The following is a 13,533-nucleotide window of genomic DNA, read 5'->3' on the forward strand; positions in this document are numbered from 1 at the left end:
ATCGCGCACAATATACGCGGAGCGGGTGGCCTGCGGCTGCACAAGAAAAGACTCCCCACGCACCCGCCAGAGCCCGGTTACCCTTGCTGCGTTTCCGCCCTGGGGGAGTTGGCCTGGATGGCGCCACGTGGGGAGCCGGGAATCATTGTAGCGGCTGGCGCTGGATGACGCGTGCGCGAGCACCGCCGCGGATCACGTAGGATACTGTGAGCCGTCGGCCGCGAGAGCGGAAGGCGACGCCAGGAGAATTCGCCTAGTGGCCTATGGCGCACGCTTGGAAAGCGTGTTGGGTGCAAGCCCTCGGGGGTTCGAATCCCCCATTCTCCGCCATTTTCGTGATGCGCCGCGGGGTGCGCGCACAGCGTTCACAGGGAGTTCGAATCTCCTATTCTCCGCCATTTCCGTGATGCGCCGCTGGGTGCGCTCACAGCATTCAGAGGGGGCTCGAATCCCCCATTCTCCGCCGGGTCCGACGAAGGATTCCGTGCTGTCGGTCTAGCGTGATCACCAGAAAAGGAGAACGCATCGTGCCATCCACGCCCATGCCTGCTGACAAGCGATTCCCCCGGTCCGTCTTCGGCACCGGAAGCGAACCCGATGCCCGGTTCAGCCTGGCCAACGAGCGCACCTTCCTCGCCTGGATCCGCACGGGACTCGCTCTGCTGGCGAGCGGCGTCGCCCTGGAAGCGCTCAGCCTCGGCATCCATCCCGGCTTCCGCCTGGCGGCCTCGCTGCTGCTGCTGGTCGCCGGCCTCGTCACGCCGATCCAGGCGTGGTTCGGCTGGAAACGGACCGAGTCCGCGCTCCGTCAGGAGGCCCCCCTTCCCAGTGCACCGCTGACGATCTTCCTCACCGTCGTCGTCACGGCTGTCGGAATCCTCGTCCTCATCGGCGTCCTGGTCCGATGAACGGCCCGGTCGACGCCGGCCTCCAAGCCGAACGGACGGCACTCGCCTGGCGGCGGACCTGCCTGGCGCTTCTCGCCGGTTCGCTGGTGGCCACACGCATCCTCCCCGAGTTCTTCGGGGCGTGGTCGGCCCTCCTGGGGGTCACGGGTGCGGTCTGCGCCGGATTGCTGCTGGTGGCGATCCAGCGACGTTATCGATCGCATCACAGCAGCCTCCAAGGCGACGGCGACCGTGAGCCCCTCGCGGCAGGCGGCCTGATCGGCGCGCTCGCCCTCTTCGCGGTCAGTGCCGGCGTGATCAGCATCGCAGCCGTCGCTGTGGTCATCTTCAGCCGCGACATCCGGTAGCTGCTGGTCGAAACGTAAGGAGATTCGCATGAATGCCGTTCGAATCCCCTTCACTACTGCCGAATGAAGGAGATTCGGCACCCGATCTCCTTCGATTCGCACTGGGGGGGGAGCCTGACAAGCGCCTGAGCGAGGCTGGACCGCCGCCGGAAAGCGGTCTATCGTCCGGTTCCGGTCTGTGCTCTCTCATCGGCTGGACCGCGGAAGGAACACTGTGACCCTCGACTTGTCCCCCTCCCCCCAGCTCAGCGCGCGGTTCGCCCCGGACGCGACCGGGGAGCTCATCGTCGACGGCGTCCGGGAACGCTTCGCCGAGGAGAGCACCCAGCGACTGCGGGAGGCTGTGCTCGGCCGTGTGGGCGAGATCGCGGCCGCGGCGGGCCGGCCGGTGCAGCTGATGGTCTCCGACGAGGAGGGCGACTGGCTGCTCGCGGTGCAGCCCGACGGCAGCATCGGCGACGAGGAGGCACTGTCCGCCGACCCCGACCCCGACCCCGACCCCGGCCTCGACCCCGACCCCGACCTCGACCCCGACCCCGACCCCGCGCCCCTCCGGGAGGCTCCGCCTCGCGAGTCGTTCCTCCGGGTGGAGCGCGCGCGCCCGGACCGGGCCCGGCACGGAATCCGTGGAGCGCTGGCCCGCGCGGGCGTCCCCCTCGGACCGTCGGCAGCCGAGCTGCGGGAACGTGCCGAGCGGGATGCGGTGAGCCGTCACTGGGCCGGCCCGCGCACGATCGCGATCGTGAACGGGAAGGGCGGCGCGAACAAGACGCCCACGACGGCCCTCCTCGCCGCCGTCTTCGCACGAAACGGCGGCTCGGGCGTGCTGGCCTGGGACAACAACGAGACCCGAGGAACGCTCGGATGGCGGACCGAGAAGGACCACCACGATGCCACGGTGCAGTCCCTGCTTCCTGCAGCCGGCACCCTGCTCTCCGCAGGCGCCCGTACCGCCGACATCGGGCACTACATGCACCACCAGAACGCGGACAAGTACGACGTGCTCCGGTCGAACCCGACCATGCTCGCGACCGAGCAGCGGATCTCGAGTGCGGATTTCGACCGCCTCCATGCCGTCGCCACCAAGTTCTACCGCCTGGTCATCATCGACAGCGGCAACGACGAGTCCGCCGAGCGGTGGCTCCGGATGATCGACCACACCGACCAGCTCGTCATCGCGACCACGGCGCTCGGCGAGCACGCGGAGGCCGGAGCTCTGCTCCTCGAGGCGCTGATGCAGCGCGATGCCAACTCGGCTCGCCTGGCGCGGGACGCCGTCGTCATCGTCTCCCAGTCGGAGCGCACCGGACCGGCTTCCGACGTCCGGCGGGTCGCCACGGGCTTCCAGCCGCTCGCCCGGCGCGCGGTCACCATCCCGTTCGATCCGGAGATGCACGGCGGGCGGCTGTCCTTCGAGGCGCTCGCGCCGGGGACCCAGCGCGCCTGGCTGCACGCGGCGGCTGCCGTAGCCGAGGGGCTGTAGCGGCGCTCCTCGTCGGCCGCCGTGCTTCCGAGTGCACGCGCTGACCCGTCCTCAGCGGTCGACACCCTCATCCGGGTGTCCCCCAAAATGCCGCTACCGGAGGGCTCCGACATAGGCGATGCTCATCAGGTGAGCGAGCAGACGGACGTGGGCACGGGCGCGGAGGCGGCCCGGCGGAGCGTCCTGCGCCCCCGCCGGCAGCTGTATCTTCGCGGGATCATGGCTGTGCTCGCGCTGACGACACCGGTCTTCGCGGTCCTGTACTGGCTGGCCCTGCCGTCTGGCGATTGGCCGTTCGTCCTCGTCGCCCACGTGATCGTGGTCGTCGCGACCGTATCCGGGGTGACGTCGTTCCTCAATACGACGATCACCCTCGGCCCGTCCGGCGTGCACGAGCGCGGATTCTTCGGGCGGACCCTCCACGTCGGCGTCAGCGAGCCCGGCGAGGTCATCCTCGTGCAGGTCTACGAGGGCAGCACCCTCGACATCCTCCCTCAGCTGTTCGTGGTGTCGCGCCAGGGCCGGCTGCTGATCCGGATGCGCGGACAGTTCTGGTCCGAGGCGGACATGGAGCGCGTGGCGGAGGAGTTCGAGGTGCCCGTGACGCGCCCCGCAGAACCCATGACGATGAATCAGGTGCGGCGCGCGTGGCCGCGCGCGCTGTACTGGTTCGAGCGGATCCCGCTCGGACGCTGACCGCGGGGCAGGGTCCGTGCGGCCGATGAGCGGCGCGGCCGGAGCGCCCGTGAGGCCGATGAGCGGCGCAGGCGTGCGGCCGATGAGCAGCGCGGCCGGAGCGCCCGTGCCAGGATGACAGCGTGACCGCCCGCATCCATGCCGAGCCGCGCAGCAAGGGGCTGCTGACACCGCAGCGGACGGACTCCGCACTCCCCCCGCCGGTGATCATCGCACGCCATGCCGCCGTCGGCCGGGCGAGCCTCTTCGTGCGTCACTACTGGCTCCCGCGCTGGGAGCTGCCGCCCTCCGCCGGCGTCCGTCAGGATGTGCTGGAGTACCCGACCGCGAACCTCGTGATCGAGCCCCACGCGGCCGCACTGTACCGCGCGCAGCGGGGAGCCGGCTCGCGCACGCTCGAAGGCTCGGGATGGGCGTTCGGCGTCCTCCTGAACCCGGGAGTGGCGCGGAACTGGGCGGGCGTGTCCGTGCGCAGCCTCCCCGCCGCCACGCCGCTCGACCGGCTCGTGGCATCCGGAACGCCGCAGTTGACGCTCGCGGTGCGCGACCGCATGTCATGCGGCGACGACGAGGGCGCGATCGAGGCATTCCAGTCCTGGCTGGATGGCCGGTCCGAGCCGGACGAGGACGCGCGGTTGGTCGGCCGGATCGTCGCCGAGGTCGAAAGCGATCGTTCGCTGCTGCGGGTCGAGGACCTGGCCGTCCGCTTCGGCCTCGGCGTCCGCCACCTCCAACGGCTGGTCGCCGGCCACATCGGCTTCGGGCCGAAGTGGCTGATCCAGCGCTACCGGCTGCAGGAGGCGGCGGCCGCGCTGCGCTCGCAGGATCCGCCGTCCCTCGCGATGCTCGCTGCCGAGCTGGGCTATGCCGATCAGGCGCACTTCAGCCGCGAGTTCCGCACGGTCATCGGCGCGACTCCCGGCGTCTACGCGGCCGCGCAGAGTCGGCCGTGACCTTCCTGCCGAGGAAGAACGGATGCGGAGCCGTCGCCTCCGCCGCGAGGCGGTAGGCCAGCGGCGTCCATACGATCACCGCGACGGCCGCTCCCAGCAGCAGCCCTCCGACCGTGTCGCTGATCCAGTGCGCGCCGAGGTAGGTTCTGCTCACCGCCATCAGGACCGCCCACATCACGCCCACGATCCACACCCAGACCCGGGGGAACAGGATGCCGAGTACGACGACCATCGTGGCCGCATTGGCTGTATGCCCGGACGGGAATGAACCGGTGTCGACGTGCACGAGGATCTCGGTAGGCCGTGCGCGGTCGACGGTGTGCTTCAGCAGCTGGACGCACGCGACTGAGACGATGCTCGCGGCCGCGAAGAACGTCGCGCCCCACGGCCGGCGGAAGGCGAGGAGCAGGAGGACGATCAGGACAGGAATGACCATCGAGCCGAGGATGCCTCCCCCGACGTAGTTGAAGAACAGGGCCGGCCCCAGCCAGAGCGGGGAGCGGTGCTCGACGATCTCGCCCATCCACTCGGCATCGATGCTGAACGGCTCGTGCGGACGCAACGCGATGATCGCTCCGAGACCGACCACGAGCGCGACGGCGACGGAGCCTGCGATCACCGGCCACCGCCGGGTGACCCGCGCCGCCTTGACGACGTCGTGGCCCTCGGCGTCCCCCGGCGGGACAGCGGGCTGCTGCGTGCTCATACCGCCAACGTACCCGCGGTCCCCAGCCCGGTCCCCCGAGGGCGGCTCGGTCCCCCGAGGGCGGCCCGGTCCCCCCCAGGGCGGCCCGGTCCCCCGAGGGCGGCTCGGCCCCCCGAGGGCGGCCCGGTCCCCCGAGGTGCTCGTTGTTGCAGTCCGCAACGGCGTGTCGGACGCAACAACGAGCACTTCGGCGGACGGAGCGCACGGACACGGCCACGCGGACGACTCGGCGCGACCGCGGTCCCGGCGCGGACGGCCCGGCGCGACGGCGGTCCCGGCGCGGACGGCCCGGCGCGACGGCGGTCCCGGCGCGGACGGCCCGACTTCGCACCGCTCGGCGCGAACAGCTCGGCGCGGACAGCTCGGCTTCGCACCGCCCGGCTTTGGCGAGGTGCTCGTTGTTGCAGTCCGCTGCGGCGTGTCGGACGCAACAACGAGCACCTCGGCAGGTGGAGAGCTGGGAGACGGTCGCGCCGACGGACTCGGCACGAGCGGCGGTTCCGGCGCGGACGGCTTGGATTCGGACGGCTTGGATTCGGACGGCTCGGGTTCGGACGGCTCGGATTCCGCGAGGTGCTCGTTGTTGCAGTCCGCAGCGGCGTGTCGGATGCAACAACGAGCACCTCGGCAGATGGAGAGCGGAGGAACCGGGCGCCGTAGGCCGAGGGCCCGGCCGGAAGGCCCGGCCGGAAGGCCCGGCCGGAGGGCCCGGCCGGAGGGCCAGGCCGAGGGCCCGGGCGGAGGCCCCGGCCGGAGGCCCCGGCCCGAGGGGTCAGTGCGCCAGTTCGGGCACGCTGCGGGGGCGGACGACCAGCCAGAGGGAGGCGATCGAGACGACGGCGCAGATCGCCATGACGGCTCCCATCGGGGCGGCGCTGCCGACGCCCAGGATGCCAACGACCGGCGAGACGATGCCGGCGGTCCCGAAGTTGAGCGCGCCGAGCAGGCTCGCCGCCGTCCCGGCCTCGTGCCCGTGGCCGTTGAGCGCGAGCACCTGGACGCACGGGAAGCCGAAGCCGCAGGCGGCGATGAAGAACCAGAGCGGGACGACGGTCCCCCAGAGTCCGACGTGCGCCTGGTCGAGCACGACGATCAGCACCGAGGCGGCGAGCATCACGACAGTCGAGCAGGCGAGGATCCACTGCGGCCCGACGTACTTGGTGAGCCGTGCGGAGGACTGCACCCCGATGATGATGCCGATCGAGTTGACGGCGAACAGGAGGCCGTACTCCTGGGCGTTGAAGCGATAGATCTCCTGGAAGATGAACGAGCTCGACGACAGGTAGGAGAACAGGCCGGTGAAGTTGGCGGCGCCGACGATCGCGATCCCGACGAAGACCCGGTCGCTGAGCACCGACCGGTAGCGCTGGCCGACCGTGGCGTGGCCGGCGTCATGGCGACGGGCCTTCGGGAGCGTCTCCACGATCCAGAGGGCGACGCAGACCAGGACGAACAGGCCGTACGCGGCGAGCACCACGAAGATGCCGCGCCACGGCATCACCAGCAGCAGCGTCGAACCGAGCACGGGCGCGAGGACCGGCGCGAGGCCGTTGACGAGGGCCAGGCGGCTCAGCATCCTCACCAGCGGGCGACCGCCGAACAGGTCCCGGACCATCGCCATCGCGACGACACCGCCGGCCGCGGCTCCGATGCCCTGCAGGGTGCGGGCCACGCCGAGCAGCTCGACGTTGGGCGCGAGCGCCGCGGAGAGACACGCGATGATGTGCACCGCGGTCGCGACCATCAGCGGCATCCGCCGGCCGACCTTGTCCGACCACGGGCCCACGAGCAGCTGCCCCACGGCGAATCCGATGGTCGTCGCCGTCAGGGTCAGCTGGATCGCGGCCGTGGAGACGTCGAAGTCGGTCTGCAGCGTGGGCAGCGCCGGCAGGTAGGTGTCGATGGTGAAGGGGCCGAGTGCGGTCAGCGCACCCAAGACGAGGATGTACGCGAGGCGCTGACGACCGGAGAGCGAGTCTCCGGGATGCACGACGGTGGTCACGAAAGAGTCCTTGGTAATCGAGTGCGGACGGGCTGGGAGGGCATCACCGCCCGCCATCGGACGCAATGACAACAGCACCGCGCGGCAGGCGGTGCTGTGTGGGAGCCTCGAATCGATTCGATCGACGGCTGGAACCAATCCTATACGCGCTCCGGCCCGAATGTGAACGTACACATTCGAATAGCGGTCAGGAGGCCGGAGCCGCCAGCAGTGGCCCGAAGGCGAGTTCGGCCGCACCGATCATCAGGATGTCCGAGCCGAGTTCCGCGCGGACGATCGACAGCCGCTCGGCGCTCGCGGCCAGCGCCTGTGCGGAGACGAGGCGCGGCAGGCGCTCCGGGTCCAGCCCGTGGAGGGCGCCGAGGAACCCGCCGAGCACGATCAGCTGGGGGTCGAACACGTTCGTCGCGGTGCGCAGGGCCGTCGCGAGGAACCCGAGCTGGCGCTCCACCTCGGCCGTGACCTGCGGCTCGCCGGCGGCGACCGCCGCCGTCAGCGCGCGCTCGAGCTCCTCCGGGTCGGCCGCCTCCATCCCCAGGACGCGCAGCAGCGCCCCCTGGCTCACCTCCGTCTCGAGGCACCCGATCGCGCCGCAGTGACAGCGCACGCCCGCCGAGTTGACGAGGGTGTGACCGAGCTCGCCGGCGTAGCCGCTGATGCCGGTCAGCGGGACGGCACCGGCGATGACACCGGCGCCGATGCCCGACGCGCCGCCGTTCAGGTACACCAGGTCGCTGGCGCCCCGGCCGGCGCCGAACAGGCGCTCGGCGTTGGCGCCGAGGCTCGCATCGTTCGCCGCGCGGACCGGGAACCCCGTCGCCGCGGCCAGCTCCGCCGCGAACGGCTCCTCCGCCCATTCCAGGTGCGGGGCGAGACGGACGACGCCGTCGTCCTCGCGCACCAGGCCGGGGACGGCGACGCCGATCCCCACGACGCGCGTCGCGGCCGACAGTTCCGGCCGGAGTCCGTCGATGACCGCCGCGGCGATCCGCACGGCCTCGGCCGCGGTCGGGATGCGCGCGGCCGGGAACCGGACGCGCCGCTGCACGCTCGCATCCAGTCCCACCACTCCGACGGTGATGGCGTCGATCTCCGGGTTGAGGGCCAGCGCGACGACGCGCCCATCGGGAGCGACGACCGGCGACGGGCGGCCGACCCGGTTGCTCGCCTCCGGCTCGCGCTCCTGCACGAGGCCGAGATCGGCGAGCTCGCCGACGAGAGCGCCGACGGTCGACCGGTTGAGCCCGGTCGCCTGGGTGAGCGCCGAGCGGGCCAGCGGACCCTCGCGATGCACGAGTCCGAGCACGGTGGCGAGGTTGTGCCTCCGCACCGTGTCGAGGTTGGTCCCCGTGCTCGCCCTGTCATTCATTTTCCCCGTAACTGTATCGTCGTCGCGGCCGTGGCCGCTCTGCCGCGTCCGGCTCGGCGGCGGTAAGGTCATACGTATGGCACTCGACGCGATGGCCGCCTCCCGGCTGATCCCCCAGCGGCTGCCCGCGGCACGCCTCGGAGTCGCCGTCGTGGCGGAGCTCGTGGAGCTCATCGTCACCGGGCAGTTGAAGGAGGGCGACCTCCTTCCGCCGGAAGGCCCGCTCAGCGAGCATTTCGGCGTGAGCCGTACCGTGCTGCGGGAGTCGGTCAAGCGGCTCGAGGAGAAGGGGCTCGTCATCGTGTCGCAGGGCCGCGGCACGCAGGTCCTCGCTCCGGGGTACTGGAACATGCTCGACCCGGTGGTGCTGTCCGCCCTCATCGACAACGACGAGAGCCTCGGCGTGCTCGACGAGCTGACGATCGTGCGCGCGAGCCTGGAGTCCGCGATGGCCGCCGCCGTGGCCCAGTCGCACACCTCCGAGGAGCTCCTCCGGCTCGAGAACGCGCTCACCGCGATGCGCGCGAGCGAGTCCGAGACGGACTCCTTCCGCCAGGCGGACGTCATCTTCCACTACGCCCTGATGGAGATTTCGGGCAACCGGCTGGCCGAGAACATCGCGAAGCACCTGTACAAGCGGGCCGTCGAATCCACCCGTTACCAGGGCATCAATCCGCCGGATGCGGTCGCCCTGACGTTGGACGAGCACGCCGCCATCGTGGAGGCCATCGGCCGCGGGGATGCCCCGGGCGCGGAGAAGGCGATGCACGACCACATCCACGTGTCGTGGGAGCGACGGAGGCTGCCCGACCACGCGCCGCGGGCGAAGGCCGCCAAGAAGGCTCAGCCGAGCGAGTAGACCGCGGCCGCGGTGCCGCCGAGCACGGCATCCCTCTCCGCCGCCGACAGGCTCCCGAGCAGCCGCCCGGCGGCATCCCGCCAGGCCGGCGCTCCCCCGCCCAGCTCGGCCAGCGGCCAGTCCGAGCCGTACAGCAGCCGACCCGGCCCGAAGGCGTCGAGGGCCGTCTCGACCAGCGGCCGAAGGTCCTCCGCGCTCCACGCGCCCGGGACGAGACCGGACGTCAGACCCGACAGCTTGGCCCACACGTTCGGAAGCGCGCCCAGCTCGCGGATCCCCCGCTCCCAGCGGGCCGGTTCCGCGTCCTCCGCGAGCGGTCCGCCGAGGTGATCGAGGACGAACCGAAGCGACGGATGACGGCGGGCCAGGGCCGACGCCTGCTGCAGCTGCCACTCGCGCACCACGAGGTCGAACACCAGTCCCGCGTCGGCGAGCGCGGCGAAGCCGGTGGCGACGGACGCTCCGAGCATCCATTGGGGATCCGGGTCGATGTGCGCGAGGTGCCGCACACCGACGACCGGGACCGTCGCTGCGTCCCGCACGCTCTCGAGCTGGGCTGCGACGTCCGCGCTCAGGTCGGCCCAGGCCACCAGCCCGGCGACGACGCGAGGATCGCAGCGTGCGAGCCGCCGGCTCTCCCCCAGGCTGTTGCTCGCCTGGACGACGATCGCCCGCTCCATCCCCGTCGCTTGGAGCATCGTGGCGAGCTCCGGGGTGCCGAAGTCACGGTCGATGACGGCCATAGAGTCCGGGTCGATCCAGTCCTGCGGGTCGAGGGCCCGGTTCCACAGATGCACATGGGCGTCGATGCGCTCGCTCACCCCAGGTGCCACACTTCGTCGAGCGGCTGCCAGAGCGCCCCCGGGTTGCGTTCGTCCGCGACCCTGACCTGGCACGGATCGGTGTGGGTCAGCCAGCGCTGCGTCATCGGGTCCGCGTCGAGCCGGCGCATGTCGGCTTCGTAGTCGTCGCCGACGTACTCGTAGTACGCGAACAGCACGTCACCGAAGACGTAGATGCTGTAGTTGCGGATGTTGCCTTCGACCAGCGCCGCCTCCACCTCGGGCCACACCGAACGGTGCAGCTCCAGGTACTCCTCGCGCTTCTCCGGCCGCACCCCGACGACCATGCCGAAGCGCCGCGGTTCCGCGGTCACGAGACGGGCCTCAGCGGGACGGTCGGGTCGTCGATCACATCGGGCTCGGCCACCAGGCGCAAGGCTGCACGCTCCGGACGGATGTGCGGACCGGTCGCCGGCGGAACGGCCTGACCGCTGTCGCTGGAGAGCAGGGACTCGTCGACGACGATGCCGATGCCGGGCCGGTCGCCGAGGACGATGCCGCCGTCGTCGAACTGCTGGTCCACATCCAGTCCCACCGGGAATCCCAGGTCCTGCACCTCGAAGGTGAGCAGGTTCGGGACGGCGGCAGCGGCATGCGCGATCGGGTTCGTGTTGTACGCGACCGGGCTGACCGGGAGGTCGTGGCCGTGCGCGAGGGTCGCCACCCGCAGGAAGTGGGTGATGCCCCACACGTTGCCGACCTGCACGATGTCGAGCGCGTTCGCGTCCAGCAGTGGACGGTACTGCTCGAGCCCGGTGAGGTTCTCGCCGCTCGCGATCGCCGCGCGGATCTTGCCGCGCAGGGCGGCCATACCGGCCGCGTCCCAGCGCCGGAGCGGCTCCTCCACCCAGGTGAGATCCATCCGCTCCTCGATCGCGCCGATGTAGCGAGCCGCCTGCGCGTGGTTCCACGACTCGTTGACGTCGAACATGAGGGCGGGATGCCGGGAGTTGCGGCCGAGCACCTCCCGCATGATCTCCAGCCGAGGCAGGTCGCGGTCGAGGTCGCGGCCGCCCTTCAGCTTGCCGGCCTTGAAGCCGCGGTCGGCGAACCGTCCGTACAGCTGCGCGAGCTCGTCGTCGGTCAGGCCGTACTCCAGGCCCGAGGCGTACCCGGGGACGAAGCGCTCGCGGGCCCCCAGCATGCGCCACAGCGGCTCCCCCGCCGCCTTCGCCTTGAGGTCCCAGAGCGCCATGTCGATCGCGCCGATGGTGCCGAAGGTGCTGCCGGAGTGACCGGCCTTGAACACCCAGTCGAGCATCCGGTCGTACAGGGCGACGACGGAGCGCGGATCCTCGCCCTCCACGGCAGGGAAAACGCGGGCGACATCGGGATGCGCGCCGACGCCGATCCCCTCCAGCCCGCTGTCCGTCTCCAGGATCAGCACAGGCACAGGAGTGGTGTCTCCGCTGTGCACCCCGTTGACGTCGCCGGTGACCCGGCCCCAGTCGTGGACCGTCGCGAGGCTGCGGTAGCCGGTGATCTTCATCGGTGGTTCTCCTTCTTCGGCGACGCGGTCATTCCTTGGTCCCCCCTGCCGTCATACCCGTGACGAGGAATCGCTGCGAGAAGAGGAAGACGATGAGGACCGGGAGGATGGACACGATGGTCGCCAGGGCCAGGGTGGGGAGCTGGACGGAGTCGGATCCCGCCGAGCTGGGGTTGAATGCCGGGGTCGACGCGAGCAGCGTCGTGAGCCCGACCTGAATGGGGTAGCCGTCGCTGGAGGGCAGCATGACGAACGGCAGGAAGAAGTTGTTCCAGTTCTGCACGAAGCTGAAGAACGCCACCAGCGCGACGATCGGAGCGGCGAGCGGCAAGGCCACCCGCGTGAACACCTGGAACTCGGAGCATCCATCGATCCGGGCCGCTGCCAGCAGATCCCGCGGGATGCTCGTCGAGAAGTAGATGTAGGTGAGGTACACCCCGAACGGGAAGAACGACATGGGCAGGATGACCGACAGCGGGCTCCCGATCAGCCCGACGCTGTTCAGCTCGAGGAAGATCGGCAGCACCAGAGCGGTGCTGGGAATCAGCATCACGACGAGGGTCAGCACGAGAAGGGCCCGGCGGAGCCGGAACTCGGTCAGCGCGAGGGCGTAGCCGGCCGGGATGCTGACCAGCAGCGTGATGACCAGCGCGCCGAGCGAGTACAGCGCCGAGTTGCCGATCCAGGTGATGACCGCGCCGTCCTGGAAGCCGAACAGCTGGTTCCAGTTCGCCACGAAGTCGCCCCACGACCCGACCGAGAACGGGTTGGCGACGATGAGCGCGTTGGCCGATTTGGTCACCGCGAACAGGAGCCAGACGATGGGGATGGCGAAGAACAGGACGAAGACGACCAGCACGACGCCTGCGATGGAGCGGCCGCTCCAGCCGCGCAGGCTGGGGAGACGGCGACGCTCGCCGGTGAGAGCGGTCATGGTCATTCCCTTTCGAAGAGTCCGCCGCGGGTGACGAACACCCAGGACAACAGGAGCGCGACGATCAGCAGCAGCAGTGAGATCGCGGCCGCTCCGTTGAAGTCGTTCTGCTGGAAGGCGTACTGGTAGGCGAGCTGGTTCAGCGAATAGTCGTTCGGCACGACAGCGTTGCTCGCCTGGCTGAGGAGCTGCGGTTCGACGAACAGCTGGGTCCCGGCGGCCAGCGACATCACGCCCATGTAGGCGATCCACTTGCGGAGCATCGGCAGCTGGATGCGCAGCGCGATCTGCACCGCGTTCGCGCCGTCGATGCGTGCCGCCTCGATCACATCCGTGCTGATGTTGTTGAGGGCTCCGTACATGATGACGATCCAGCCGCCGGCGCCGGTCCAGAAGGCGATGATCGCGAAGATGGCGGGCAGATTTCCCGGCTGGATCACCTGGACGAAGCTGTGCATCCCCATCAGCCGCAGCAGCCCGCTGACCGGGCTTGCGGTCGGGTCGAGCACGAAGAGCCAGAGCAGGACGCTGGAGGCGCCGGCGAGCGCACCCGGCAGGTAGTAGATGAAGCGGAACGTCGTGCTCGCCCAGCGCACACGGAGGGCATGGACGATCAGCGCGAGCAGGACCACGAACAGCACCAGCGCGATCAGCCAGATCACCAGGTACACGGTGACGTGGAGGACAGCGGGCCAGAAGCGGAAGTCGGTGATCACCGTGACGAAGTTGTCCACGCCGGCGAAGCCGCCGTCGGCGTGGGTGAAGGCGAGCAGCACCGCGTACAGCGCCGGAACGATGCCGAAGGCGATGGCGAGCAGGGCGTAGAGGGAGACGAACACGTAGCCGATCGGAGTGCGGCCGGGTGCCCGGCCGCTTCGGCGGACCGACCGCCGGCGCTCTGCAGCGCCGGCGGCCAGCTGTTCGCTCGGTGGAGCGAGGGTCATG

Annotated in this window: 14 protein-coding genes, 1 tRNA gene and 1 other RNA gene; 7 read left to right on the forward strand and 9 right to left on the reverse strand. The window is 70.5% G+C overall.

Features of this window, described 5'->3' with window-relative positions; all coding sequences use genetic code 11:
• Positions 1–43: 43 nt before the first annotated feature.
• An RNA gene (gene ffs, locus BM287_RS12110) (signal recognition particle sRNA small type) lies at positions 44–140 on the reverse strand.
• A gap of 102 nt (positions 141–242) precedes the next feature.
• Here ffs and BM287_RS12115 point away from each other — a divergent pair.
• From BM287_RS12115 to BM287_RS12140, 6 genes are all read left to right on the forward strand, one after another.
• Positions 243–330: transfer RNA gene (locus tag BM287_RS12115), tRNA-Ser, on the forward strand.
• A 212-nt stretch (positions 331–542) separates the two neighbouring features.
• The gene (locus BM287_RS12120; protein WP_090039846.1) at positions 543–908 is read left to right on the forward strand and encodes a YidH family protein; all 366 of its coding nucleotides are present in this window, start codon (positions 543–545) and stop codon (positions 906–908) included.
• A complete protein-coding gene (locus BM287_RS12125) occupies positions 905–1,255 on the forward strand; it encodes a DUF202 domain-containing protein (protein WP_090039843.1) in 351 nt (116 codons plus the stop codon). The genes BM287_RS12120 and BM287_RS12125 overlap by 4 nt, the downstream gene beginning before the upstream one ends.
• A gap of 214 nt (positions 1,256–1,469) precedes the next feature.
• Positions 1,470–2,738 (forward strand): MinD/ParA family ATP-binding protein, encoded by a 1,269-nt coding sequence (locus tag BM287_RS12130; protein WP_244528206.1) that lies wholly within the window; start codon positions 1,470–1,472, stop codon positions 2,736–2,738.
• 129 nt (positions 2,739–2,867) lie between these two features.
• Positions 2,868–3,434, forward strand: coding sequence for a hypothetical protein (locus tag BM287_RS12135; protein ID WP_244528208.1), 567 nt, complete (start codon positions 2,868–2,870; stop codon positions 3,432–3,434).
• Positions 3,435–3,556: 122 nt separating this feature from the next.
• Complete coding sequence (locus BM287_RS12140) at positions 3,557–4,387, forward strand: AraC family transcriptional regulator (RefSeq protein ID WP_090039838.1); 831 nt, start codon at positions 3,557–3,559, stop codon at positions 4,385–4,387.
• Here the strand turns inward: BM287_RS12140 and BM287_RS12145 are convergent.
• The 3 genes from BM287_RS12145 to BM287_RS12155 form a co-directional block, all read right to left on the reverse strand.
• A complete protein-coding gene (locus BM287_RS12145) occupies positions 4,338–5,093 on the reverse strand; it encodes a phosphatase PAP2 family protein (RefSeq protein WP_170857534.1) in 756 nt (251 codons plus the stop codon). The two genes, BM287_RS12140 and BM287_RS12145, sit on opposite strands and share 50 nt — an antisense overlap.
• Positions 5,094–5,865: 772 nt before the next feature.
• A complete protein-coding gene (locus BM287_RS12150; protein WP_090039836.1) occupies positions 5,866–7,095 on the reverse strand; it encodes a multidrug effflux MFS transporter in 1,230 nt (409 codons plus the stop codon).
• 187 nt (positions 7,096–7,282) lie between these two features.
• Positions 7,283–8,464 (reverse strand): ROK family transcriptional regulator, encoded by a 1,182-nt coding sequence (locus tag BM287_RS12155; RefSeq protein WP_090039834.1) that lies wholly within the window; start codon positions 8,462–8,464, stop codon positions 7,283–7,285.
• A gap of 76 nt (positions 8,465–8,540) precedes the next feature.
• On the opposite strand from BM287_RS12155, the gene BM287_RS12160 reads away from it, so the two are divergent.
• On the forward strand, positions 8,541–9,323 hold the full coding sequence (locus BM287_RS12160) for a FadR/GntR family transcriptional regulator (RefSeq protein ID WP_090039831.1): 783 nt from the start codon (positions 8,541–8,543) through the stop codon (positions 9,321–9,323).
• Here BM287_RS12160 and BM287_RS12165 read toward each other — a convergent pair.
• Genes BM287_RS12165 through BM287_RS12185 form a run of 5 tightly spaced genes read right to left on the reverse strand, consistent with a single transcriptional unit; the run spans position 9,308 to position 13,532 of the window.
• The gene (locus BM287_RS12165) at positions 9,308–10,144 is read right to left on the reverse strand and encodes an amidohydrolase family protein (RefSeq protein WP_244528210.1); all 837 of its coding nucleotides are present in this window, start codon (positions 10,142–10,144) and stop codon (positions 9,308–9,310) included. The genes BM287_RS12160 and BM287_RS12165 overlap by 16 nt on opposite strands.
• Entirely contained in the window at positions 10,141–10,479 is a 339-nt protein-coding gene (locus tag BM287_RS12170) for an L-rhamnose mutarotase (protein ID WP_211772973.1), read from the reverse strand. The genes BM287_RS12165 and BM287_RS12170 overlap by 4 nt, the downstream gene beginning before the upstream one ends.
• On the reverse strand, positions 10,476–11,654 hold the full coding sequence (locus BM287_RS12175) for a mandelate racemase/muconate lactonizing enzyme family protein (protein ID WP_090039827.1): 1,179 nt from the start codon (positions 11,652–11,654) through the stop codon (positions 10,476–10,478). Before BM287_RS12175 ends, BM287_RS12170 begins: the two co-directional genes overlap by 4 nt.
• 28 nt (positions 11,655–11,682) lie before the next feature.
• Entirely contained in the window at positions 11,683–12,588 is a 906-nt protein-coding gene (locus tag BM287_RS12180) for a carbohydrate ABC transporter permease (RefSeq protein ID WP_244528212.1), read from the reverse strand.
• A 2-nt stretch (positions 12,589–12,590) separates the two neighbouring features.
• Positions 12,591–13,532: a carbohydrate ABC transporter permease gene (locus BM287_RS12185; protein WP_090039823.1), complete on the reverse strand. Its 942-nt coding sequence runs from the start codon at positions 13,530–13,532 to the stop codon at positions 12,591–12,593.
• Position 13,533: the final 1 nt, after the last annotated feature.

The organism is Leifsonia sp. CL147, from assembly GCF_900114565.1.
GTDB lineage: Bacteria > Actinomycetota > Actinomycetes > Actinomycetales > Microbacteriaceae > Leifsonia.

Bases quoted from the DNA above. Each gene is read 5' to 3' on its own strand.
- BM287_RS12185 (WP_090039823.1), bottom strand. From the start codon at position 13,532: ATGACCCTCGCTCCACCGAGCGAACAGCTGGCCGCCGGCGCTGCAGAG.
- BM287_RS12145 (WP_170857534.1), bottom strand. From the start codon at position 5,093: ATGAGCACGCAGCAGCCCGCTGTCCCGCCGGGGGACGCCGAGGGCCAC.
- BM287_RS12155 (WP_090039834.1), bottom strand. From the start codon at position 8,464: ATGAATGACAGGGCGAGCACGGGGACCAACCTCGACACGGTGCGGAGG.
- BM287_RS12175 (WP_090039827.1), bottom strand. From the start codon at position 11,654: ATGAAGATCACCGGCTACCGCAGCCTCGCGACGGTCCACGACTGGGGC.
- BM287_RS12120 (WP_090039846.1), top strand. From the start codon at position 543: ATGCCTGCTGACAAGCGATTCCCCCGGTCCGTCTTCGGCACCGGAAGC.
- BM287_RS12125 (WP_090039843.1), top strand. From the start codon at position 905: ATGAACGGCCCGGTCGACGCCGGCCTCCAAGCCGAACGGACGGCACTC.
- BM287_RS12160 (WP_090039831.1), top strand. From the start codon at position 8,541: ATGGCACTCGACGCGATGGCCGCCTCCCGGCTGATCCCCCAGCGGCTG.
- BM287_RS12180 (WP_244528212.1), bottom strand. From the start codon at position 12,588: ATGACCGCTCTCACCGGCGAGCGTCGCCGTCTCCCCAGCCTGCGCGGC.